Genomic DNA, 22,499 nt, shown 5'->3' with positions numbered 1-22,499 from the left:
TCACCGGTACTCGGCCAGTCGGCGGCCGAGGCCGCGCACCGTGCCGCCGACCGCCAGCGCGGCCAGCAGGCCCGCCGCCGCGGCCTGGACCCCCAGCGCGCCGTCGATGCCGCCCGCGGCCGCCTCGAACGCGGCCTGCTCGGCCCGGGCGGCCTGCTCCCACTGCTGCCCGGCGGCGTCGAACGCGGCCCGGGCGGTGTCGTCGCGGCCCGGGGCCAGGGTCGCGCCCAGCGCCTGCTCGTACGCGTCCTTCGCGCTGCCCGCGCCGAGCTGCCCGGCCGCCGCGTGCCGCTGCTGCCACACCTCGAACCAGTGCCGGGCGTCGGTCAGGTGCTGCCGGGCCCGGTCCGGCGGCGCGGCCAGCAGGCCCGCCACCGAACCGGCGCCGCCGGCCGGGTCGGCCAGCGTCCCCGCCAGCGCCTGCCAGTCGCCCTCGAACTTCTTGGTGGCGCCGCGCGAGACCAGGTCGAGGACCTCCGCGGTGTGCGCCCGCAGCGCCTCCACCCGGACCCGGTTCAGGTCGCGCAGCGGGGCGATGCCCTGGGTGCGGGCCCCGTGCAGGCCGGTGCCGGCCGACACGGTGCCGGCGGCCGTCCACACCAGCGCGGTCAGCACCGCGGCCGAGGCGGTCAGCAGGCCCGGGTTGAACACCCGGTTGGTGCGCCGGAACAGCACCACCTGGTAGTGGCCCAGCGCGCCCAGCAGCAGCACGCCCAGCACCAGCGCCGCCCACGGCACCGCGGCCGCCGCGTCGTAGTCGCCGTCCAGGGCGGCGGCCTCGGCGTCGGCGAGCCGCTGCGCGTTCGGCAGCACCTGCTCCTGCAGGTACGCGGAGGCGTACCGCAGGTAGGCCCCGCCGAGCGGCAGGCCCTCCCGGTTGATCGCCCGGGCGCTCTCCACCAGGCCCGCGTAGCGCGGCAGTTGCCGGCCCAGCTCGGCCAGCAGCCGCTGCGCCTCGGCGGAGGTGCCGCTGCGCGCGGCGGCCTGCGGGATCAGCCGGGCCGCGGTGTCCAGGTCGGCCTGGTACTGCGCGTGCACCTCGGGCGGCTCGGCGGACGCCATCAGGAAGCCCGCGGCGGCGGTCGCGTCGGCGTCGGCCAGCGAACGGTAGAGCTCGGCCGCGTCCTGGCTGAGCGGTTCGCTGCGGGACGCCAACTGCCGGGCCGCCGCGGCCCGGTCCGCGGACTGCCAGGCCGCCGTGACGCCGAACAGCAGCGTCAGCGCCACCAGCACCGCGGCCGCCGTGCGCAGCCGCCCCGGCGGGGTGCGGGCCGCCCGCCGCAGCCGCGCCAGCGGGCCGGACGACCGCCCGCCCGGCCCGCCGCCGCCAGGCACCGCGACCGGCCCGCCGGCGGGGGCGGGCGCGAGGACGCTCCCCTGAGTCTGTGCGGCCACCGTTCCCCCCTCGGCTCCACCGGCCACGTCTCCGGGCAGTATCACCACGCGGAACGGCCGCCCGGCCGGAGTTGGCCTGCTGTTCGCCGGGCGGTGACCGACTTGTGCCCGACGGACCGCGCCGACGGCTCCGGGCCCGGAGGCCCGACGGGTGACGGGTGACGGGTTCGGCCGCCGGGCACCTGACGGGCTCGGAGCCGATCGTCGGGGCGCCGACCGCTTCGGGCCCGGCCGCCGGGTGCCTGACGGCTCGGTGCCTGACGGGTTGACGGGTGACGGCTCGGGGGCCGGACGCTTGGCGGTTCGGACGCGGTCGGCAGGTGTCTGACGGGCTCGAAGCCGATCGCCGGGGCGCCGACGGCTCCGGGCCCGGACGCCGGATGTCCGCCCGGCAGCCTCGCGCCCGCCCGGCAGCACCCCGGCGTTCGTCCGGCCGCCCTCCGCCTGCCCGGCCGCCCCACGCCTGTCCGGCAGCACCCCGGCGTTCGTTCGGCAGCCGCCCGCCCGCCCGGCCGTCCTCCGCCCGCCCTCCGCCCGCCCTCCGACCGCCCGGTACCCGTCCGGGCGGGATTCGCGGTCCTCGTAAGCTGGGCGCCATGCGTCTGACCGGAACCGTCACCCCCGACCGCCCGCTGCTCGTCGTCGCCCTGCCCGAGGAGGCCGCGCACCTCGGCGGCGGCCTGCCGGTGCTGCTGACCGGCATGGGCAAGCTCAACGCGGCCGCCGCGCTGGCCGCCCTGCTGGCGGGGGGCGAACGGCCCGCCGCCGTCGTCAACCTGGGCACCGCGGGCGCGCTCAAGCCGGGCCTCGGTGGCACCCACGAGATCGGCCGGGTGCTCCAGCACGACCTCGACACCGCCCTGTTGGAGGGGCTCACCGGCCGTCCGATGGACGGCCCGATCGACCTCGGCCCGGCCGGGCCGGTGCTCGCCACCGGCGACCGCTTCGTCTCCGCCGACGCCGAACGCGACCTGCTGGCCCGCACCGCCGACCTGGTCGACATGGAGGGCTACGCGCTGGCCACCGTCGCCCGCCGCGCCGGGCTCCCGGTCCGGCTGGTCAAGCACGTCAGCGACGAGGCGGGCGACGGCGCGGTCCGCAGCTGGCAGGAGTCCGTGGACGACTGCGCCAAGCTGCTCGCCGACTGGGCCCGCACCCACCTCGGCTGAAGCCCACCGGGCCCGGCCCGGAAACGACGGAGCGCCCGTCCGGACCGCACGCGGCGGTCGGACGGGCGCCCGGTACGACCTGGGCTCAGCCCTGGTACGGGTTCGCGCCCGGGGCCTGCGGGTACTGGCCCGGCGCCTGCGGGTACTGCGCGGCGGGCTGCTGGGGCGGGTACGGGGCGGCGGCCGGGGCCTGCGGGTACTGGCCCGGGACGGGCGGCGCGGCCTGGTACTGGCCGGGCGCCCCCTGCTGCGGGTACTGGCCGGGAACGCCCGGGCCGCCGCCGAGCAGGCCGTTGACGAAGGTGTCCATCTCGGCCCGCCAGACGCGGTGGATGTTCATCCGGGTCGGCTTCGGCTCGTTCGGCAGCTGGAAGCGCAGCGAGCTCCACAGGGTGTTGCGGCGGACGTCGCTGAGCGAGGCGCGGGCCTGGTCCAGCGGGATCACGTACAGGACTTCCTGCGGGCGGTTGCTGATCCGGGAGGTGCGGTGGATGACGACCACCCGGTGGGTCAGCGTGACGAAGTAGTACTTGATGAACAGCTGGGCGATCAGGCCGATCACGCCGTTCGTCAGCCAGGGGCTCGGACCGGTGACGGTCTGGATGGTGGCGACCGGGCGGTCGTTGGGCTCGATCGAGGCAATCGCCTGGGCGACCTGCTCCTGAATCGTGGACTTGAGGATCGCCATCTGGCGCTGCTCCCGGCTGTTCCAGGCGCACGCCCCCGTCGGACGCGCTGTGAGCGCGTGACTCTAACCAACCGGCCCTGGGGCCTTCAACGGACAGAACAGGCATCCCGGGCGCCATTGCCAGATTTTCACCGAACTGATACCGGGCGCGGGAACTCGTCAGTAATGTGACGTAACGTCACCTCCGGGCCCGGGTTCGCCCGGTGATCCTCCCCCGGCGGGCCGGGCCGGTCGCGCGCTGAGGCTCCGCCAGCCGTTGCGGCCGGTGGGGTCAGACCGTGCCGAACCCGCCGGTCGCGGTGGCGGCGACGAAGGCGGCCCAGGTGGTGGGGGCGAACTCCAGGTGCGGGCCGCCGGGGTCCTTGGAGTCGCGGACGTGGCCCGGGTTCGCGTCGTCGACCTCGATGCACACGCCGCCGTCGGAGTTGCTGTAGCTGCTCTTACGCCACTGGCGAGGTGCTACGGGAGGCTGAGGATCAGGGCGCATCTGCGGTCATTCCTTCCAGCATGGCCCCGAGCACGCGCTCGGTGTCACGGGGGGACAGTGCCTGAGCCCGCAGCAGGTTGTAGAGGGCTCCACGCTTCTTGACTTCCTCGGCTTCTTCGAAGATCCGCCCGGCGTGGCTGCTCTCCTCGTAGGCCACTCGCGTGCCGTCCCTCAGGGTGAACAGCCAGAGCGCCGCCACCTCCGAGTGTCCGCCTGCGGCGAAGGGCAGCAACTGGATCGTCACGTTGGGCAGCTTCGCCGCGTCAAGGACGGCCTGCAGCTGCCCGGCCATCACTTCGGGGCCACCGTAGACCCGGGCGAACGCGCTCTCGTCCAGGATGAACCAGTACTGGCATGCCTGGCTGTTACGCATACGAGCCTGCCTGCCCAGCCTGAAGCGGACTCGCTCCTCGACTTCCTCGGCCGGGCCGAAGGGCAGCCCGGCTTGCAGGGCGCACCGGGCGAACGACTCGGTCTGAAGCAGGCCGGGCATGCTGGGGCTGTAGGACTCGTCGATCAAGGCCTGGTCGGCGAGGGCAAAGAACTCCTGATAGTTCGAGGGACGGTTTTCCCGCCGGGCCAGCGGCAGCAACCGCATGAAGTGACCACCCGTCTCGAAGACCCGGTCCAACTGCTCGGACAGGCCCTCTGGAACGCGGTACTCCCCACTCTCCACCCGGGACAACGTGGCGGGGGAGGAGAGCGCCTCAGCGGCCAGGCGGGCCAGGGACCATCCCCGTTCCTCGCGGAGCCGCAAGACCTCGGATCCGTAGAAGTGACGGACGCTCAGCGCCGGATCAGGTCGCTTCTTCTGGAAGGCCATTGCTGCCCTCTCCTCCCCCACCCGTTGCGCGTGTCGTCCGCAACGGGCCCCAGGAACCCAGGCGTTCCAGCCACCGGGAGGAACGCGTCTCTCCTGTTCAGGTTAGCTCCGGTCGGCAACTCTCGGAGCACAGAACGTGACATTCGCGTAGCGAGGAAACGGGCGGTGACCGCCGGAGCCGGCTCCCCACCCGCCCGCCGGGGCACCCGTCCCACTTGCCGCGCCCACCTCCGGCCGCCCGCCGCGCCCACCGACGGCGCACTGCCCGGCCGGGCGCGCCACCGCTGCTTACGCTCGCCCCGCCCGGACCGGGCGATGGCACGTGCAACGGGAGAGCGGATGACTGGACGGATGCGCACGGCGGTGCGCGGGCTGGTGGCACTGCTGCTGGCGGCGGGCCCGACGGTGGCCGCGCCGCATGCGGTGGCCGATCCGCCGACCGGCGGGACGGTGATCGTCAACGAGACCTTCGAGGGCTCCTCGGTGTCGGACCCGTCCTGGGTGCCGCTGGGCACCACCTGTCTGACGGGTGCCCCGGCGGGCAGCACGCCCGCTCCCGGCGCCGCGCAGATCCCCGCCTGCCCGACCGGCGGCACTCCGGCCGCGCCGGTGCCCGGCGCGCTGCCCGGCTACCTGCAACTGAACGACTCGGCCGGGTTCGTCGGCGGTTCGATGCTGTACCGCCGCCCGGTGCCCTCCTCGGCGGGCCTGTCGGTGACCTTCGAGCAGTACCAGTACGGCGGCACCCAGGCACCCGGTGACGGCATCGGCTTCTACCTGGTGGACGGTGCGACCCCGCTCAACTCGAAGGGCGCGGACGGCGGCAGCCTCGGCTACGCGCAGCGCAACCTCAGCCCGGGCGTGGTCGGCGGGTACCTCGGCGTCGGCCTCGACATGTACGGCAACTTCTACAACGACGGCGAGAAGCGGGGCTCGGACTGCCCGGTCGGCCAGCGGTCGCCGGTCAAGCAGGACGGCCAGGTCGCGCCCAACGTGATCACCCTGCGCGGCCCGGGCGTCGGCATCTCCGGCTACTGCTACCTGGCCTCCACCACCCAACCCCCGGTCGGCAACCCGCCCAGGGCCGCGACCACGCTGCCCGGCAGCCTGGGCGCGCCGTTCGGCACCACCGACCCGGCGGTCGCCAAGCGCACCGTCAACGTGCAGATCACTCCGGCGCCCTCGCCCCGGGTGATCGTCCAGGTGGACTTCCAGGACGGCACCGGCTGGCACCAGGTGCTGGACGAGCCGGCCCCGGCCGGGCTGCCGTCCACCTACAAGTTCGGCTTCAGCGCCTCCACCGGCGGCTCCACCGACGTCCACCTGATCCGGAACGTCAACGCCTCCTCGATCCTGCCGCTGGGTGCGCTCGACCTGGTCAAGCAGGTCGACCGGACCGGTACCCCGCTGCCCGCCGTGATCACCGCCGGGACGGTCATCCCGTACCAGTACGTGGTCACCAACGGCGGTGACATGCCGATGAGTTCGCTGTCCGTCACGGACGACAGGCTGGCACCGGTGAGCTGCCCGACCACCATCCTGCCACCCACCCCCGAGCCCGGCTCGACCGTGGTGTGCACCGGCAGTTACACCGTCACGGCCGCGGACGTCGCCGCCGGACAGGTGGTCAACACCGCGAACGCCACCGCGACCCCGGTGGGCGGCGGCCAGCAGCACGCCGGACCGTCCACCGTCACGGTGCCGCTGACCTCCTCGATGACGCTCGTCAAGCAGGCCGTCACGCCCGTCCCGCACCTCGTCGGCGACGTGGTCGCCTACACCTTCACCGTCACCAACACCGGCGGCTCCACGCTCTCCACCGTCGTCGTCCAGGACCCGAAGATCACCGACGTGTCCTGCCCCGCCTCGGTGGTGCAGCCCGGTGACAGCATCGTCTGCACCGGCAGCCACACCGTCACCGCAGCCGACCTGGTGGCCGGCTGGTTCACCAACACCGCCACCGCCGGCGCCGTCTCCCCGATCGGGCAGACCGTCACGGCCGTCCCGTCGACCGTGACCATCCCGGTGGGCCCCGCCGAAAACTTCGCCGACCTCGGCGTCACCGTCGCCGCCGACCCGACGGTGCTGCCGGTCGGCTCCGCCACCACCTTCACCGTCACCCTGCACAACTACGGGCCGCACGAGGCGACCAGCGCGGTCGTCGCCAACCCGGTGCCCGTCGGGACGACCCTGCTCACCGCGACGCCCGCCGCCGGTACCTCGTACGACCCGGCGACCGGCACCTGGAAGGTGCCCGTGCTGGCCAAGGACGGGGAGGTGCGGCTGACCCTGCTGGTCCGCTTGGACGCGGCCGCGCCGGCCACCGACACCGCCACCGTCACCGGCGCCAACCAGTACGACCCGGTGAAGGAGAACAACACGGCCAGTGCCACCGTCCAGGCGCTCAACGAGACCGACATCGCGATCGGCAAGAGCGTCGACCCGACCCGCCAGACCGTCGGCGGGCAGACGGTGTTCACCGTCACCGCCACCAACAACGGCCCGGCGCCCGCCACCGGGCTGACCGTCGACGACCTGCTGCCCGCCGGGCTGGAGCTGGTCTCGGCCGCCCCGAGCACCGGCAGCTACGCGGCCGGCACCGGGGTGTGGACGATCGGGAACCTCGCCGTCGGCGACCAGGCCCGGCTGCTGCTGACCGCCCGGGCCGCCGAGCCCGGCGCCCGCACCAACACCGCCGAACTGGGCGAGCTCGACCAGGAGGACACCGACCCGTCCAACAACAGCGCGAGCGCCACCGTGACCGTCGACGCCCCCAGCCCGTCGCCGAGCCCGAGCCCCAGCCCGTCGCCGAGCCCGAGCCCGTCGCCGAGCCCGTCGCCGGAGCCGACCCCGACCCCGAGCCCGAAGCCGACGCCCACCAAGCACCCGCACCACCACGGCCCCGAGCTGCCCGGCACCGGCGTGTCGGCCACCACCGCGGGCGCGGGCGCGGCCGCGGTGCTGCTGCTGATCGGCGGCGGCGTGCTGTTCGCGGCCCGACGCGCCCGCGGCCGCCGGAGCTGACGCCGGGGACAGGACGCACCGGGTAGCACGGAAACCGCCGGCGGGAGCGGTCGAGGCATGTGCGGTGCCTCGACCGCCCCGCCGGCGGCGTTTCCCACGGGCGCCCGGCCGGTCAGGCCGCTATCGGGCGGGCCGTCGGGTACGCCTCGCGCAGCCGGCGGTGCGCGGCGGGGGCCGCGCCCAGCTGGTCCAGGCCCAGCAGGGCCGCGCCCAGCACCGGCGGGGCGACCACCACGCGCGGTTCGGCGAGCGGCGCGTCGGCCGCCAGCCGGGCGGTCAGGTTGTCCAGCAGCAGCGGCTGCCGGGAGGCCAGCACCCCGCCGCCGAGCACCACCGGCACCGGCTGTTCCAGCAGGTCGAGCCGGGTGAGCGCGACCACGGCCAGCCGGGCCACCTCGTCGGCCTGCCGGTCGATCAGGGCGAGCGCGATCGGGTCGCCCGCCTCGCCCGCCGCGAACAGCACCCGGGCGACCTCGTGCAGCCGGGGCCGCTCGATCAGGCCCAGGTGGACCGCCTCGGCGACCGCGTTGGCGCCCGCCAGTCCGAAGTGGGCGCCGATCATCGGGGAGAGCAGGGTGGCCTCGCCGCGGCCGTCCTCGGCGCGGGCCGCGTGCCACATCGCCTCCTCGGAGAGCCCGCCGCCGCCGCCCCAGTCGCCGGTGATCTTGCCGAGCGCGGGCCAGCGGGCGGTGCGCCCGTCCGGCCGCAGCCCGACGCAGTTGATGCCCGCGCCGCAGACCACCGCGACGCCCAGCGGCCCGTCGGTGCCGGCCCGCAGCAGCCCGAAGGTGTCGTTGGCGACGTACACGGACGGTGCCCAGCCGTAGCCGGATATCGCCTCGTGCAGCTGCTGCTCCTCGACCGGCAGGTCGGCGTTGGCCAGGCAGGCGCTGACGTGGCCGGTCAGCGGCCGCCCGCCGGGCCGCCAGTCGGCGCCGGCCTGCCGGGCCAGGTCGTCGACCAGCGGGGCGAGCGCGGCGACGGCTGCGGCCGGGCCGGTGTGCTGCGGCTGGAAGCCGCTGCCGCGGGCACTGGCCAGGACGGTGCCGTCGGCGCCGACCAGGGCCAGGTCGGTCTTGCTGTTGCCGGCGTCGATGGCGAGGACGCCGGGCAGGAGTGCGGAGTGGCTCATCGGCCGTTCCCCCCGTGGTGGTGCTCGGTGCTGGGGCGGTGGTGCACGGTCATTGTGCCGGTCACGCCCAGCTCAGGTGCGCGCGGTTGTGCGCCAGCAGCCGGTCGGTGAGCTGGTCGGCGAGCTCGATCTGCCCGATCAGCGGGTGGGCGAGCAGCGCGTCGAAGACCCGGTCCCGGCCGCCGTGCAGCGCGGCGTCCAGCGCCAGGTGCTCGTACGCGGTGACGTTGGCGATCAGGCCCGCGTACAGCGGCTCGACCGGGCGCTGCGGCAGCGGGCGGACGCCGGTGGCGTCGACCTCGGCCGGGACCTCGATCACCGCGTCGTCGGGCAGGAACGGCAGCACGCCGTCGTTGCGGGTGTTGACCACCTGGACGGTGGTGCGGCCGTCGGTGCCCAGCAGCGAGGCGATCAGCTGCACGGCGGCCTCGGAGTAGAACGCGCCGCCGCGCTTGCCGAGCAGCTCGGGCTTGGTGTCCAGGGCCGGGTCGGCGTACATCTCCAGCAGCTGCTGCTCGATCGCGGCGACCTCGGCGGCCCGGGATCCCTTGACCTTCAGCTCCTCCACCACCAGGTCGTGCTGGTAGAAGTACCGCAGGTAGTAGGAGGGGACGACGCCGAGCCGGCGGAACACCGGCAGCGGCAGGTGCAGGTCGGCGGCGATCGCCTCGCCGTGCTCGGCGAGCAGCTGCGGCAGCACCTCGCGGCCGGTGGCGGCGCCGGGGGAGTCGAGCAGGGTGACGCCGCGCTCCCAGGTCAGGTGGTTCAGGCCGACGTGGTCCAGGCGCACCAGCTCCGGGTCGACGCCCAGGTGGGCGGCGAACTTGCGCTGGAAGCCGATCGCCACGTTGCACAGGCCGACGGCCTTGTGGCCGGCGGTCTGCAGGGCGCGGGTGACGATGCCGACCGGGTTGGTGAAGTCGACGATCCAGGCGTCCGGGTTGGCGGCGCGGACCTGCTCGGCGATGTCCAGCACCACCGGGACGGTGCGCAGCGCCTTGGCGAGGCCGCCCGCGCCGGTGGTCTCCTGGCCGACGCAGCCGCACTCCAGCGGCCAGGTCTCGTCCTTGTCGCGGGCCGCCTGCCCGCCGACCCGCAGCTGGAGCAGCACCGCATCGGCCCCCTGGACGCCCGCGGTGACGTCGGTCGCGGTGGTGACGGTGGCGCCGTGGCCCTGCTTGGCGAAGATCCGGCGGGCCAGCGCGGCGATCAGCTCCAGGCGGTCGGCCGCCGGGTCGATCAGCACCAGTTCCCCGATCGGGAGGGTGTCGCGCAGCCGCGCGAACCCGTCGATCAGTTCCGGCGTGTAGGTGGAACCGCCGCCGACGATTGCCAACTTCAGTGCGGACATCAGCCCTTGACCCCTGTCAGTGTGACGCCTTCGATGAAGGCGCGTTGTGCGAAGAAGAACAGTACGATCACCGGCGCCAGCACCAGCAGCGTGGCCGCCATGGTGAGGTTCCAGTTGGTGTGGTGGGCGCCCTTGAAGGACTCCAGCCCGTAGCTGAGGGTCCAGGCGCCCGGGTTCTCGGACGCGTAGATCTGCGGTCCGAAGTAGTCGTTCCAGCAGCAGAAGAACTGGAACAGCGCGACGGCGGCGATCGCCGGCTTGGCCATCGGCAGCACCACCCGCAGCAGGGTGCGCAGTTCGCCGCAGCCGTCGAGCCGGGCGGCCTCCATGTACTCCTTGGGGATGGTCAGCAGGAACTGGCGCAGCAGGAAGATGGTGAAGGCGTCGCCGAAGGCCATCGGGATGATCAGCGGCCACAGCGAGCCGGTCAGGTGCAGCTGCTTGGCCCAGAACAGGTACATCGGGATGACGGTGACCTGCGGGGGCAGCATCATCATCGCCACCACCGCCATCAGGGCGAGGCCCCGGCCGCGGAAGCGGAACTTGGCGAGCGCGTACGCCACCGGGAGGCTGGAGAGCACCGTCAGCAGGGTCCCGAGGCCCGCGTACAGCAGGGTGTTGCGCCACCAGGTGAGGAAGCCGGGGGTGCTCCACACCTTCGCGTAGTTCGACCACTGCCAGTGCTGCGGCCACAGGTCGGAGGTGAGCGCCTGGCGGTCGGTCATCACCGAGGTGAGGAAGACGAAGACGAACGGCAGCAGGAAGAACAGCGCGGCGGCGACCGCCGTGGAGTGCACGGCGACCCACTGGAGGGCCGCGCGGCGGCGGGCGGCCCGGGCGGCCGCCGAGGCGGGGGCGGTGCGCTTGCGGGGGAGAGCGGAGACGAGGGTCACGGGGCCTCAGTCCTCATTCATGAAGCCGGACTTGTGCCGCAGCAGGATCGAGGTGAACGCCATCGAGAGGGCGAACAGGATGACGGCGACGACGCAGGCCGAGCCGGTGTCGAAGCGCTGGAAGCCGAGGCTGTAGACCATCTGCGGCAGCGTCCAGGTGGAGCCGTGCGGGTAGCCGGGTTCGAACTGCTGCCCGGAGCCGCCGATCACGCCGGAGGCGACCTTCCCGGCGACGATCGCCTGGGTGTAGTACTGCATGGCCTGGATCACGCCGGTGACCACGGCGAACACCACGATCGGCGAGATGTTCGGCAGGGTGACGTACCGGAAGCGCTGGAAGCTCCCGGCGCCGTCGAGCTCGGCGGCCTCGTACTGCTCGGTCGGCACGTCGAGCAGCGCCGCCATGAAGATCACCATCAGGTCGCCGATGCCCCACATCGCCAGCATCGTCAGGGCGGGCTTCGACCAGGACGGGTCGGTGAACCAGCCCGGCTGCGGCAGGCCCAGCTCGCCCAGCAGGTGGTTGACCGGCCCGGTGCCCGGGTTCAGCAGGAACGCGAACGCCATCGTGGCGGCCACCGGCGGGGCCAGGTACGGCAGGTAGAAGGCGGTGCGGAAGAACCCGGCGCCGGACTTCACCTTGGTGATCAGCAGGCCGATGCCGAGGCCGAACGCCACCCGCAGGCTGACCATCACCACGACCAGCCAGAGCGTGTTGCCCAGGCCCTTCCAGAAGAAGGGGTACTCGGTGAAGACGTAGGTCCAGTTCTGCAGGCCCGCGAAGGTCGGCGCGCTGAACCCGTCGTAGTGCATGAACGAGAAGTAGACCGTCGAGACCAGCGGGTACAGGAAGAAGAACCCGAACCCGACCAGCCACGGGGAGAGGAAGGCCAGGGTCCTGGCCCGCTCCCGCCGGCGCTTGCGGCGCAGCGCCGGCGGGACGGTGGAGTTCACGAGCGCCATGTCACTTCGCCTGGTCGACGGCGGCGTCGATCTCCTCGGCGGTGGCCCTCAGGCCCGCCCCGAGGTCGTTCTGCTTGCCGGACTCCACCTCGTAGCTGAGGTTCTGCAGCGACACCTGGTAGGAGCCGCCGTTGACGCTGGCCGGGGTGGTCGAGGAGTTCGGGTTCTTCGCGACGTCGATGAAGGTGCGGAAGTTCGCGTCCGCCGTCAGCTTCGGCGAGTCCAGCGCGGCCAGGGTGCTCGGCACGTTGTGGATCGCGTTGGCGAAGGAGACCACCGCGTCGGTGTCGGTGGTCAGGTACTTGACGAAGGTCCAGGCCGCGGTCTGCTTCTTCGAGCCGTTGGCGATGCCGACGATGGTGCCGGTCTGGTAGCCGCGCCCGTAGGTGGCCGCCTGGTCGTCCGGCACCGGGAACGGCGCGGTCGCCCACTCGAAGTCCGGCTTGTCGTCCGCCAGCGAGGCGGTCCGCCACTCGCCGTCCAGGCTCATCGCGACCTGCCCGGTGGTGAACGGGTTCTTGGCGCTGAACTCGTCGCCGAAGGCGGTCCGGTACTTCTCCAGCTTCTCGAACCCGCCGAGCCTGTCGACCAGTTGCTTCTGCCAGGTCAGCGCGGCGGCCACGGTCGGGTCGGTGGCCACGTTCGACTTGCCGTCCGGGCCGAAGTACGTGCTGCCGTACTGGCCGAGGTAGTGCGCGATCGCCGTCTCGTAGCCGTGGTAGTTCGGCATGAAGCCCAGCTGCTTGTACGAGTCGCCGTCGGCGACCGTCAGCTTGGCGGCGTCCTCGGCGAACTCGCCGAAGGTCTTCGGCGGCGCGGTGATCCCGGCCGCCGCGAACGCGGTCTTGTTGTAGTACAGGCCGTAGGCGTCGCCGAGCAGCGGCAGCGCGCACTGGTTGCCCTGGTACTGGCTGTACTTGAGCATCGCGCTCGGGAAGGTCTTCGCCGGGTCGACGCCGTCCTTGCGCAGCATCGGCCCGAGGTCCGCCCACACGTGCGAGGCGCAGAACTTGCCGACGTTGTCGGTGGAGAACGAGGAGACCACGTCGGGCGCGTCCGGGCCGCCCGCGCGCAGCGCCTGCTCGACCTTGTCGTCGGCGATGTTGCCGACCACCTTGACGTGGATGTTCGGGTGCAGCTTCTCGAAGGCGGCGACGTTGTCGCCGATCGCCTTCACCTCGTTGTCCTGGCTCCAGCCGTGCCAGAAGGTGATCGTCACGTCCTGGCCGGAAGCCGAACCGTCCTGCCCGCCGGCGGAGTTGGTGCCGGTGCAGGCGGTGGCCAGCAGGGCCGTGCAGGCGGCGGCGGTGAGCGCGGCCAGCGGGCGGCGGGCGAGCGGGGATCTGCGGGTGGTGTCCACGGAAGTCGTACTCCTGTGAGGGGGGCGGGGGCAGGACGGCATGGCCCCGCGGCCCGTGGGGGCCGGGGGAGCGGGGGCGTGCGTGCGTCAAGGCGTCAGTGCGTGCTGAACAGGACGTCCCGGGTGCTCGCCAGCGCGCGTTGCAGCGCGCCGGTCAGGACGGGCGACCCGGGCACGGCCGACAGCCGCACCTCCGGCCGCGGGATGGACATCCGGCCCAGGGCCTCCTGGACCAGCTCGCGCAGGCGTTCCCCGCCCGCGGTCGGCGTCCCCCCGGAGAGCACCACCAGCTCCGGGTCCACCACCGAGGCGATCACCGCCAGCCCGACCGCCAGCCGATCGGCCAGCTCGGCCAGGAAGGCGTCACCCCCGGCACTGCCCAGGGCCCCGGCCACCGCCTGCGCCGCGTCCGCGCCGCGCAGCCTGTGCTTGCGGGCCAGCGCCAGCACGGCGGGCTCGCCGGCCAGGTCCTGGAACCCGCCGGAGACCTTCCGGCGGGAGCCCAACGACACCGGGGCGTCGGGCACCGGCATGTAGCCGACCTCGCCCGCACCCCCGGTGAAACCCCGGTGCAGCCGGCCCGCGATCACGATCGCCGCGCCGATGCCCTCCTCGGCCCACAGCAGCACGAAGTCCTCGCACCCCGCCGCCGCGCCGCCGGCCTGCTCCGCCACCGCGGCCAGGTTCACGTCGTTCTCGATCGACACCGGCGCGCCCAGCGCCGCCTCCAGCTCCTCCACCAGCCGCGGCGAGTGCCAGCCCGGCAGGTGCGAGGCGTAGCGCAGCTTCCCGGTCACCGGGTCCGGCGCGCCGCCGATCCCGATCACCACCTCGCGCAGCGCCCCCGGGGCGAGCTGCGCCCGGCGCGCCGTCTCCGCGACCGCCTCGGCCACCCGCGCCACCGTCTCCGCGGCGGTCCAGCCCTTGGTCGGCACCCGGTGCTCGGCCAGCGTCGTCCCGGTGATGTCCGCGACCGCGACCCGCACCGTCGTGCTGGTCACGTCCACGCCGGCGACGTGGCCCGCGGCCGGATTCACCTGGTACAGCTGGGCGTTCGGCCCCGGCCCGCCGGCCGTGGTGCCGACCGGCACCACCAGCCCCACCGCCTCCAGCCGGGCCAGCAGCTGCGAGGCGGTGGGCTTCGAGAGCCCGGTCAGGCTCCCGATCTGGGTGCGGGAGAGCGGGCCGTTCGCGAGCAGCAGCTCCAGCGCGGCGCGATCGTTGATGGCCCGCAACAGGCTCGGGGTACCGGCGAGCGGGGAACGGGGCGTCTTTCGGGTGGTCACGGCCCGATCCTCCTCTGCGTACGCCGTTGCGGCCAACTGTTAGGAAAGTTTCCAATTCTGGAGCGCGGATGTCAACGGTCCGACGCCGGTTCGTTGTGCGAAAGGGGCGGGGAGGGGCCGCAGCCCCTCCCCGCACCTCACCGCCCGCCCCGGCGCGCCGTCACCAGGGCAGCGGCCCGTCCTCGTTGAAGAAGGCGCCGCTGGGCCCGCCGTCGGGCAGCGTGGCCAGCCGGACGGCGACCCGCGCGCCCTGCGCGGGGGTGCGGGTGCCCCGGTGGCCGTTCAGGTCGGTGTCGCAGTAGCCGGGGCAGCCCAGGTTGACCAGGACGCCGGTGCCGCGCAGCTCCTTGGCGTACTGCACGGTCACCGCGTTCAGGAAGGTCTTGGACGGCGCGTAGGCCGCCGAGATCGGGCCGGTCTCCCCGGCCGGGTCGGACTGCAGGGTCAGCGAGCCCACCCCGCTGGACATGTTGACGATCCGCGGGGACGCCGAGCGGCGCAGCAGCGGCAGCAGCGCGTTGGTCACCCGGACCACCCCCAGCACGTTGGTCTCCATCACCAGCCGGATCTCCGCCAGGTCGACCACGGTCGGTTCCTGCGGGACGCCCCCGGTCACCGCCGCGTTGTTGACCAGCACGTCCAGCCGCCCGAAGCGCTCTTCCAGCAGCGCGGCCGCGGCCGCCGCCGAGGCGTCGTCGGTGACGTCCAGCGGCACCCCGAAGGCGTCCGCGCCGCCCGCCCGCAGCGCCTCGACGGCCGCCGCGCGCCGCTTCTCGTCGCGGGCCCCGACCCCGACCCGCCAGCCCAGCGCGCCGAGGCCCGCCGCGATCTCGTACCCGATGCCCTTGTTCGCGCCGGTGACCAGCGCGACCGTCCTGTCGTCCGTCGTGTTCTCGCTCATGCCCCCATGCTCCGGCCGCCGCCCGGCCGGTGGCCAAGACCGATCCGGGCACCCGGCGATACCCGGCGGGTATCGCCGTAGGCTGGACGGGTGGAGACCAGGGAACTGCGGTACTTCGTGGCCGTCGCCGAGGAGTTGAACTACGGCCGGGCGGCGGCCCGGCTGGGCATGGCGCAGCCGCCGCTGTCGCGGGCGATCGCCCGGTTGGAGCGGCGGCTGGGCACCGTGTTGCTGGAGCGCGACAGCCACGGCACGGCGCTGACCGGCGCGGGCCGGGTGCTGCTGCGCGAGGCCCGGATCGCGCTGGACGCGGTCGCGGCCGCCGAGGCCCGCACCCGCCGGGCCGGGCAGCCGGGGCTGGTGCTGGCGGCGAAGGCCGGGGCGTCCACCGAACTGCTGGCGAAACTGCTGGCCGCCTACGCCGCCGAGCCCGGATCGGTGCCGGTGGACGTGCGGCTGTGCCAGTACGGCGAGCAGGGCGCCCTGCTGCGGCGCGGCGAGGCCGACGCGGCGCTGCTGCACCTGCCGTTCGACTCCACCGCCGGCCTGGACACCGAGGAGCTGCACACCGAGGGCCAGGTCGCCCTGCTGCCCGCCGGGCACCCGCTGACCGTCCGCCGCGAACTGCGCCTGGCCGACCTGGCCGACCTGCCGGACCTGCCCGCCCCCCGCTACCCGCGCCCCGACGGCACCCACCCCGACGGCCCGGGCCCGGCGATCCGCGACCACACCCAGCTCTACCAGCTGGTCGCCCTCGGCCGGACGTGCGCCGTCCTGCCCGACTCCTGCCGCGCCCTGCTCCGCGACGACGTGGTGGCCCGGCCCGTCCCGGACGCCCCCCGGGTCACCACCCTCCTCGCCTGGCCCCCCGACAGCCGCTCCCGCCCGCTGGCCGACCTGCTGCGGGTGGCGGCGGACGGCTGATCAGCTCTGCGTCGGTATCGGCTTCGCGGCCAGCGAGCGGGCCGAGTTGGGGTCGGCGAGGGCGGACGGCGGGAGGATCTCGGGGGCGGTGGGCTGGACCGGGACGGTGGCGGCAGCCTCCTCCTGGAGCTTGACGCCGGCCAGGTCGAAGGCGGCCTTCAGGCGCAGCCGCAGGGCGCGCGAGACCTGGGCGGACTTCCCGGGCGTGCAGCGGGCCTGGACCCGCAGCTGGACGGAGTCGACCGAGACCGACTCGACGCCCAGCACCTTGACCTGGCCCCAGATCAGCTCGTCGTACGGGCTCTCCTTGGCGAGCTGGTCGGCGGCCTCGGCGACCAGCAGCCCGACCCGCTCCAGGTCCTCCTTGTAGCCGACCTGGACGTCCACGGTGGCGGTGCCCCAGCCCTGGCTCATGTTGGCGATCCGCTTGACCTCGCCGTTGCGGATGTACCAGATCTCGCCGCCCGCGCCGCGCAGCTTGGTGACCCGCAGGCCGACCTCCAGCACGGTGCCGGAGGCGACGCCGGTGTCGATCTCGTCGCCGACGCCGTACTGGTCCTCCATGATCATGAAGACGCCGGAGAGGAAGTCGGTGACCAGGTTGCGGGCGCCGAAGCCGATCGCCACGCCGGCCACGCCGGCCGAGGCCAGCAGCGGGGCCAGGTCGACGCCGAGCACCGACAGGGCCATCAGCGAGGCGGTGCCCAGGATGGTGAAGGAGGCCACCGAGCGCAGCACCGAGCCGATCGCCTCGGAGCGCTGCTGGCGCCGCTCGGTGTTGACCACGCCGCTGTTGGCCAGCAGGCCGCCGAGCACCCCGTGGTCGTTGTCGGCCTCCGCGGGCCGCCCCATCCGGGTCACCAGCTTGTGGATCACCTTGCGGACCACGGCCCGCAGCACCAGGGCCAGCCCGAGGATGAAGACGATCCGGACGCCGTCCACCACCCAGCCCTGCCAGTTCTCGTCCAGCCACCCGGCCGCCTGCCGGGTGGTGTCGGTCACATCGGCGGCGGTGGTGGGGATGGTGAACGTCGGCGCGGTGCTGTCGGCAGCGGAATCGGCGAGCATCGCCCCACTGTAGCGAGCCCCCCACCGGCCCGTTCACCCGCTCGGACGGCCCGTCAGCGGGGCCGGTCCGGTTCCGGCCACGCACCGCACCGGCCCCCGCACGGTACGTGCAGGAGTGCCGCGAGCTGGGCATACCGGCTATGGCGGAACGTGCGCGGGCCCACCGCACGCGCGCGGCCCGTTCACGGAGAAATGGTGGCGTCGTACGTCGACGTAAGGCGACACTGAGGGAGATCACGCCCCGCGCGCGGGGCGAGGTCACCCGCTCGACTCGGCGCGAGCCACGCGCCGCAGGCGTCCAAGGAGGCCCCGTGCCGCATGTCCTTGTCCTCAACGCGTCGTACGAGCCACTCGGTGTCGTCTCGATGCGACGCGCCCTCATCCTCGTCCTCAACCACAAGGCGATCGCCCTGGAGGATGCGGGCACCACTCTGCACAGCGCCACCGGTGCCGTCCAGGCACCGTCCGTCGTCAAACTGACCCGCTTCGTGCGGGTCCCCTACCGAGGCCCCGTACCGCTGACCAGGCGGGCGCTGTTCGCCCGCGACCACGGCCGGTGCGTGTACTGCGGGGCCGCCGCCACCAGTGTCGACCACGTCATCCCGCGCAGCCGGGGCGGCCAGCACCGGTGGGACAACGTGGTGGCGGCCTGCCGCCGCTGCAACCACACCAAGGCCGACCGGCACCTCGCCGACCTCGGCTGGCGGATGAAGCGCCCCCCGGCCGCGCCCAGCGGCCTGGCCTGGCGGGTCATCGGCACCGGGATCAAGGACCCGCGCTGGCGGCCCTACCTGGAGCCGTACGGCGGCCTCGACCAGTTCCGGGACTTCGAGCACCACGACCATCCGGACCCGGTCCTGCCCGTCCCCGTCCCCGTCCGCACCCGTCCGATCCGCCGCGGCGAGCAGCACGCACCGCTCTCCGCCTGAACAGACAAGGGCCTGCCCGACACGACAACCGGTACGCCTCATGGGCCGCCGCCGCCCCCGCAACGGGAGCGTCGGCGGCCCGCCGCGCTACGGCGCCGGCACGGCGTACAGCTCGACGCCGGACAGCGCGTACCCGTACCGGGTGGCCCGGGCGGTGCCCTGCACCCGGAGGTACCGGGCGTCCGGCGCGTCGAAGCGGACCGTCTCGGTGCCGCCCTGCCCGTTGCCCACCTCGGCCACGGTGGTCCACGCCACGCCGTCGGCGGAGGTCTGGATCCGGTACGCGGAGGCGTACGACGCGCCCCAGTGCAGCACCACCGAGCCCAGCCGGGCCGGCTGCGGCAGTTGCAGCTGCACCCAGGCGTCGTCCCGGGCCGGGGAGCTCCAGGAGGTCTTCGGGTCGCCGTCGGCGACCGCCGCCGCCGGGGTCCTCGCGCTGTCGTCGCCCGAGGACGAGGCGGTCGCGGTCGGCGCCAGGTCCGGCCCGCCGGTCGGCGGCACCACGTGCACCAGCAGCTCCTGGCGGACGGTCAGCGCGCCCGCGGTGAACACCAGCGGCACCCGGTAGGTGCCGGACGGGGTGTCCGCGGCCGCCGTGAGCAGCAGCGGCGCGCCCACCTGGCCGCCGCGCGGCACCGTCACCGCCGCGGCCGGGGCCACCACCAGCCCCTTGGCCACCGCCGGGACCTCGGCCGCCAGGGTGCCGGTCAGCGGGTCCGGCCGCCCCGACTCCACGGTGGCCACGGCCTGCGCGGGCGCGGCGGCGCCCGCCACCACGTCCAGCGTCGGCTCGGCCAGCGTCAGCCGGGCCGCCGGGACGTCCGCCCACCACGGGATCACCTGGTTGACCACCGGGGCCTCGCCGCCCGGGCGCCACACCAGCCGCAGCGCCTCCACCGGCCCGCCGTCGGCCCGCAGCTCGTTGTAGCCGGGCCGGACCGGGCCCAGGTCGGCCCAGCTGCCGTCCGGGCGGCGGACCTGCGCGGTCGCCTCGGCCCGCACCGCCGGGTCGGTCAGCACGGTCAGCCGGTCCAGCGGCCGGGCCGTGCCCAGCTCCACCGTCAGCGGGGCGTCGCCCTCGGCGGGCGGCGCGGCCGCCCGGAACGCGGAGTCCGGGTCGCCGGAGAGCACCGCCTGCGGGGAGGAGCCCGGCGCGGCCGGCGGGCCGGAGACCGCGGTGTCCACCGCGTCCGGCGCGTCGGCGGTGAACTCCCGCACCGCGACGGCGGTCTGCTGCCCGGAGGTGGCGCGCAGCCGGACCGCCTTGGCGACCGTGCCCGCCGGGGCGGTCGCGCTGACCGTCCGCTGCCCGTGCACGGTGGCCAGCCGGTGCCAGCCGCCCGTGCCGCTCCAGTACTCCAGCACCCCGTCGTGCAGGTAGTCGTCGGCCGCCGACCGGGCGTCCGGCTCGTCGCCCCAGCCGCCCATCAGCACCGTCACCGAGCCCAGCGGCTTCGGGGTGCCCAGGTCCAGGCCGAAGCTGTCGCCGACCTGCGGCGGCGCGGAGGACCAGTAGAAGGTCTGCCCCGAGCCGTCCGCCATCAGCGCCGGGCCGTGGTCGTGCGCGGTGCCCAGGGTGCTGGTCGGCGCGGCGCCCGCGGTGATGCCCGACCAGGTGTCCGCGGACTTCGCCGCCCGGTCCAGGAAGGCGTCCAGCACGCCCTTGCCGACCGTCACCGGGTTCTGCTCCAGCACCCCGCGCTGGCGCCCCAGCTCCAGCCGGGCCTGCCAGGCCGCGGTGCCGTCGCCGCCCTGCTGGGCCACCAGCATGTCCACGGCCGCCCGGCCCGCCGCGCCGTAGGCCGACAGCCGGGCCAGCCAGGGCGCCGCGTCCTGCGCCAGCGGGTCGCCCGCCAGCGTCCGCGGCGCGTCCGCCATCACGCCGAACGCCTCGCGCAGCGGCTGCGCGGCCGCCCGCAGCCCGGCCGGGTCGGCGGGCGCGCCGGAGGCCGGTTCGGCCGCCGCCCAGAACCGCTCCACCAGCGGCGCCAGGTACGCCGACTCCCGGCCGTCCAGCGGCGAGGAGGAGCTGTTGCCCGCCAGCGCCGCCGCCGCGGCCTGCTGCGCGGGCCCCGCGGTCAGCAGCCGCAGCGCCCCGGCCAGCGATTCCTCGGGCCGGTAGCCGTCCGGCTGCCAGCCGAAGTCGGCGGCCGTCGCCAGCGGGATCCGGGACGCCACCGGCTGGCTCATCGCCGCGGTCAGCAGCACCGCCGAGCGGCGCGCCACCTCGGCGTCCCGCCCGGCGTAGCCGCCCAGGAACAGCCGGTCCGGCGCCGAGTCGTTCACCGGGTAGTTGTCCATGGTGACCAGCGGGCGCCCGAACAGGCCGGCGGTGGAGTCGATCTGATCGCCCGTCACCTTCCCGGGGATCGCCGCGCCGCCGCTCCACGCCACCCGCACCCCGTCCGGCAGCCCGGCCGCCAGCGCCGCCCGGTACGGCGTGGTGCCCTGCTTCAGGTACTCGGTGGGCACCACCGACAGCGGCGCCAGCTCCGGGTGCCGCTCCAGCAGCCGCTGCCGCACCGTCGCGACCAGCGCGGCCTGCGCCTTCGCCGCCGCCACCGGCCCGGTGCCGAAGGTGCGCCGGTCCGCCCCGCAGTGCCACTCGTCGTACGACACGTCCAGGAAGTCCAGTTGGAACTCCCGCACGCCCAGCCCCCACAGCCCGTCCAGCTTGGCGACCAGCGCGTCCGCGTCCTTGCCCGAGGAGAAGCAGAACGACTGCCCGGGGGCGACCGAGTACGCCACCGTCACGTGGTTGGCCCGGGCCCGCGCCGTCAGCTCCGCCAGCTCGGCGGCCTCCCGCCGCGGGTACGCCTCCCGCCAGCGCTGCGAGCGGTACGGGTCGCCGCCCGGCGCGTACAGGAAGTAGTCCTGCTTGGTGCGGCCCAGGAAGTCCACCAGCGCCAGCCGCTGCGCGGAGCTCCACGGCGCCCCGTAGAACGACTCCGCGGTGCCGCGCCGGGCCGCGCCCGAGGGCCAGTCCCGCAGCAGCAGGCCCGGGAAGCCCCGGTCGCCCCCGCCGCCCTGCCCCTGCCCCGGGCCGATCGGGGCGAGCAGCTGGGCCAGGCTCTGCGCCGCGTAGAAGGTGCCCGCGCCGTCCACCCCGGCCAGCACCACCGCGCCGTACGCGCCGCCGTCCGCGGGCAGCCGGCCGGCCGCCAGCAGGTAGCCGCCCGAGGGCAGGCCCGCCAGTTGCGGCACCTCGGTGTCCTTCAGCCCGTCCGCCACCGCGATCTGCCGCAGCGCCCGGTCGACCGCCCCGCCCGCGCCCTCGTACGGGCCGCCGACGTACACCACCAGCGACCCGGCCGCCGGGTGCTCGGGGGCCTGCGCCGCGGTCCGCACCTCGGTCGCGCCCGCCCGGGTCAGCAGCGCGCGCACCGCGTCCACCGCCGGGCCGTCGGCGGAGTCCGCCAGCACCACCGTCACCTGCCGGGGCACCGCCACCGGCTCGCCGCCGACCCGCGACTCCTGCGGGCGCGGGAACACCCGGGGTTCGGTCAGCGAGCCCAGCGGCGGCGCCTCGGCGGCGGGCGCGGCGTCAGCGGTGTCCGCGGCGCTGCTGCCCGAGGCCTGGCGGAGGTCCGGCTCCGCCGCGAAGCCCGGCGCGGGGAGCAGCAGGCCGCCGACCACCGCCGCCGCCGACAGGGTGGCCGCGATCCGCAGCGCGCTGCCCCGCCGGCCGGCGCGGCGCTCGGCGCGCACCGAGGCCAGCAGCGGTTCGGTGCCCTTGAGGTCGGAGATCAGCCGGTCCGCGGTCCGCGGCGCCACCTGCCGGGCCGTCCGCGCCGCCGTCCGGCGGGCCGCCAGCGCCGCCGGGTGGTTCAGCACCTCGCGCAGCGCCGCGCTGCGCTCCAAACCCTGTCGCAGCCGCCGCCCGGCCGCCACCGACACCCGCGCCTGCACCGGAGCCTCCTCGCCCGAAACGCCCAGCTCACCGGCCCCCCGCCGCTCCGGCCCGGCCCCCCGCGGCCGTCCGGCCCGCCCACCCCACCAGCTACCCGCGCCGCTGTCAACGCCCTTGGCAGCTATGTCCGTTATCGACCGAAAAGGACGGAGGTCCGCCGGGTCGGCAACCGGGCGGGCGGACGTTCACCCGACCG

Annotated in this window: 17 protein-coding genes; 4 read left to right on the top strand and 13 right to left on the bottom strand. The window is 74.8% G+C overall.

The window, feature by feature from the left end; all coding sequences use genetic code 11:
- Positions 1–1,395 (bottom strand): hypothetical protein, encoded by a 1,395-nt coding sequence (locus tag ACWEO5_RS13600; RefSeq protein ID WP_452162566.1) that lies wholly within the window; start codon positions 1,393–1,395, stop codon positions 1–3.
- A gap of 596 nt (positions 1,396–1,991) precedes the next feature.
- On the opposite strand from ACWEO5_RS13600, the gene ACWEO5_RS13595 reads away from it, so the two are divergent.
- The gene (locus tag ACWEO5_RS13595; RefSeq protein WP_452162565.1) at positions 1,992–2,564 is read left to right on the top strand and encodes a nucleosidase; all 573 of its coding nucleotides are present in this window, start codon (positions 1,992–1,994) and stop codon (positions 2,562–2,564) included.
- Between the two features lie 85 nt (positions 2,565–2,649).
- Here the strand turns inward: ACWEO5_RS13595 and ACWEO5_RS13590 are convergent, their stop codons facing one another.
- The 3 genes from ACWEO5_RS13590 to ACWEO5_RS13580 all read right to left on the bottom strand — a co-directional run bounded on the left by ACWEO5_RS13590 (position 2,650) and on the right by ACWEO5_RS13580 (position 4,562).
- Positions 2,650–3,252, bottom strand: coding sequence for a hypothetical protein (locus tag ACWEO5_RS13590; protein ID WP_452162564.1), 603 nt, complete (start codon positions 3,250–3,252; stop codon positions 2,650–2,652).
- 271 nt (positions 3,253–3,523) lie between these two features.
- Entirely contained in the window at positions 3,524–3,739 is a 216-nt protein-coding gene (locus ACWEO5_RS13585; RefSeq protein WP_452162563.1) for a DUF397 domain-containing protein, read from the bottom strand.
- Complete coding sequence (locus tag ACWEO5_RS13580; protein ID WP_452162562.1) at positions 3,729–4,562, bottom strand: helix-turn-helix domain-containing protein; 834 nt, start codon at positions 4,560–4,562, stop codon at positions 3,729–3,731. Before ACWEO5_RS13580 ends, ACWEO5_RS13585 begins: the two co-directional genes overlap by 11 nt.
- Positions 4,563–4,901: 339 nt before the next feature.
- On the opposite strand from ACWEO5_RS13580, the gene ACWEO5_RS13575 reads away from it, so the two are divergent.
- Complete coding sequence (locus tag ACWEO5_RS13575; protein ID WP_452162561.1) at positions 4,902–7,586, top strand: DUF7507 domain-containing protein; 2,685 nt, start codon at positions 4,902–4,904, stop codon at positions 7,584–7,586.
- 112 nt (positions 7,587–7,698) lie between these two features.
- On the opposite strand, the gene ACWEO5_RS13570 is transcribed toward ACWEO5_RS13575, so the two are convergent.
- The 7 genes from ACWEO5_RS13570 to ACWEO5_RS13540 all read right to left on the bottom strand — a co-directional run bounded on the left by ACWEO5_RS13570 (position 7,699) and on the right by ACWEO5_RS13540 (position 15,472).
- Positions 7,699–8,718, bottom strand: a complete 1,020-nt coding sequence (locus ACWEO5_RS13570) for an N-acetylglucosamine kinase (RefSeq protein ID WP_452162560.1) — start codon at positions 8,716–8,718, stop codon at positions 7,699–7,701.
- A 61-nt stretch (positions 8,719–8,779) separates the two neighbouring features.
- A complete protein-coding gene (locus ACWEO5_RS13565) occupies positions 8,780–10,060 on the bottom strand; it encodes a 6-phospho-beta-glucosidase (protein ID WP_452162571.1) in 1,281 nt (426 codons plus the stop codon).
- An 8-nt stretch (positions 10,061–10,068) separates the two neighbouring features.
- Positions 10,069–10,962 carry a carbohydrate ABC transporter permease gene (locus ACWEO5_RS13560; protein ID WP_452162559.1) on the bottom strand — a complete coding sequence of 298 codons (894 nt, stop codon included), beginning with the start codon at positions 10,960–10,962 and terminating at the stop codon, positions 10,069–10,071.
- A gap of 6 nt (positions 10,963–10,968) precedes the next feature.
- On the bottom strand, positions 10,969–11,925 hold the full coding sequence (locus tag ACWEO5_RS13555; protein ID WP_452162558.1) for a carbohydrate ABC transporter permease: 957 nt from the start codon (positions 11,923–11,925) through the stop codon (positions 10,969–10,971).
- A gap of 1 nt (position 11,926) precedes the next feature.
- The gene (locus ACWEO5_RS13550) at positions 11,927–13,285 is read right to left on the bottom strand and encodes an ABC transporter substrate-binding protein (protein ID WP_452162557.1); all 1,359 of its coding nucleotides are present in this window, start codon (positions 13,283–13,285) and stop codon (positions 11,927–11,929) included.
- 95 nt (positions 13,286–13,380) lie between these two features.
- On the bottom strand, positions 13,381–14,571 hold the full coding sequence (locus ACWEO5_RS13545; RefSeq protein ID WP_452162556.1) for an ROK family transcriptional regulator: 1,191 nt from the start codon (positions 14,569–14,571) through the stop codon (positions 13,381–13,383).
- Positions 14,572–14,731: 160 nt separating this feature from the next.
- Complete coding sequence (locus ACWEO5_RS13540) at positions 14,732–15,472, bottom strand: SDR family oxidoreductase (protein ID WP_344552949.1); 741 nt, start codon at positions 15,470–15,472, stop codon at positions 14,732–14,734.
- A gap of 90 nt (positions 15,473–15,562) precedes the next feature.
- Here ACWEO5_RS13540 and ACWEO5_RS13535 point away from each other — a divergent pair, with 90 nt between their 5' ends.
- Positions 15,563–16,396: a LysR family transcriptional regulator gene (locus tag ACWEO5_RS13535; protein ID WP_452162555.1), complete on the top strand. Its 834-nt coding sequence runs from the start codon at positions 15,563–15,565 to the stop codon at positions 16,394–16,396.
- Here ACWEO5_RS13535 and ACWEO5_RS13530 read toward each other — a convergent pair whose 3' ends face one another.
- On the bottom strand, positions 16,397–17,464 hold the full coding sequence (locus ACWEO5_RS13530; RefSeq protein WP_452162554.1) for a mechanosensitive ion channel family protein: 1,068 nt from the start codon (positions 17,462–17,464) through the stop codon (positions 16,397–16,399).
- 311 nt (positions 17,465–17,775) lie between these two features.
- Between ACWEO5_RS13530 and ACWEO5_RS13525 the strand changes: the two genes are divergently transcribed.
- Complete coding sequence (locus ACWEO5_RS13525; protein WP_452162553.1) at positions 17,776–18,393, top strand: HNH endonuclease; 618 nt, start codon at positions 17,776–17,778, stop codon at positions 18,391–18,393.
- Positions 18,394–18,480: 87 nt separating this feature from the next.
- Here ACWEO5_RS13525 and ACWEO5_RS13520 read toward each other — a convergent pair whose 3' ends face one another.
- On the bottom strand, positions 18,481–22,302 hold the full coding sequence (locus ACWEO5_RS13520; RefSeq protein WP_452162552.1) for a beta-N-acetylglucosaminidase domain-containing protein: 3,822 nt from the start codon (positions 22,300–22,302) through the stop codon (positions 18,481–18,483).
- Between the last annotated feature and the right edge of the window lie 197 nt (positions 22,303–22,499).

This window comes from Kitasatospora sp. NPDC004272, assembly GCF_053603035.1.
This window is presented reverse-complemented; position numbering and strand designations above follow the sequence as displayed.

Coding starts and splice junctions, on each gene's coding strand:
- ACWEO5_RS13595 (WP_452162565.1), top strand. CDS start 1,992: ATGCGTCTGACCGGAACCGTCACCCCCGACCGCCCGCTGCTCGTCGTC.
- ACWEO5_RS13590 (WP_452162564.1), bottom strand. CDS start 3,252: ATGGCGATCCTCAAGTCCACGATTCAGGAGCAGGTCGCCCAGGCGATT.
- ACWEO5_RS13575 (WP_452162561.1), top strand. CDS start 4,902: ATGACTGGACGGATGCGCACGGCGGTGCGCGGGCTGGTGGCACTGCTG.
- ACWEO5_RS13585 (WP_452162563.1), bottom strand. CDS start 3,739: ATGCGCCCTGATCCTCAGCCTCCCGTAGCACCTCGCCAGTGGCGTAAG.
- ACWEO5_RS13580 (WP_452162562.1), bottom strand. CDS start 4,562: ATGGCCTTCCAGAAGAAGCGACCTGATCCGGCGCTGAGCGTCCGTCAC.
- ACWEO5_RS13540 (WP_344552949.1), bottom strand. CDS start 15,472: ATGAGCGAGAACACGACGGACGACAGGACGGTCGCGCTGGTCACCGGC.
- ACWEO5_RS13530 (WP_452162554.1), bottom strand. CDS start 17,464: ATGCTCGCCGATTCCGCTGCCGACAGCACCGCGCCGACGTTCACCATC.
- ACWEO5_RS13570 (WP_452162560.1), bottom strand. CDS start 8,718: ATGAGCCACTCCGCACTCCTGCCCGGCGTCCTCGCCATCGACGCCGGC.
- ACWEO5_RS13555 (WP_452162558.1), bottom strand. CDS start 11,925: ATGGCGCTCGTGAACTCCACCGTCCCGCCGGCGCTGCGCCGCAAGCGC.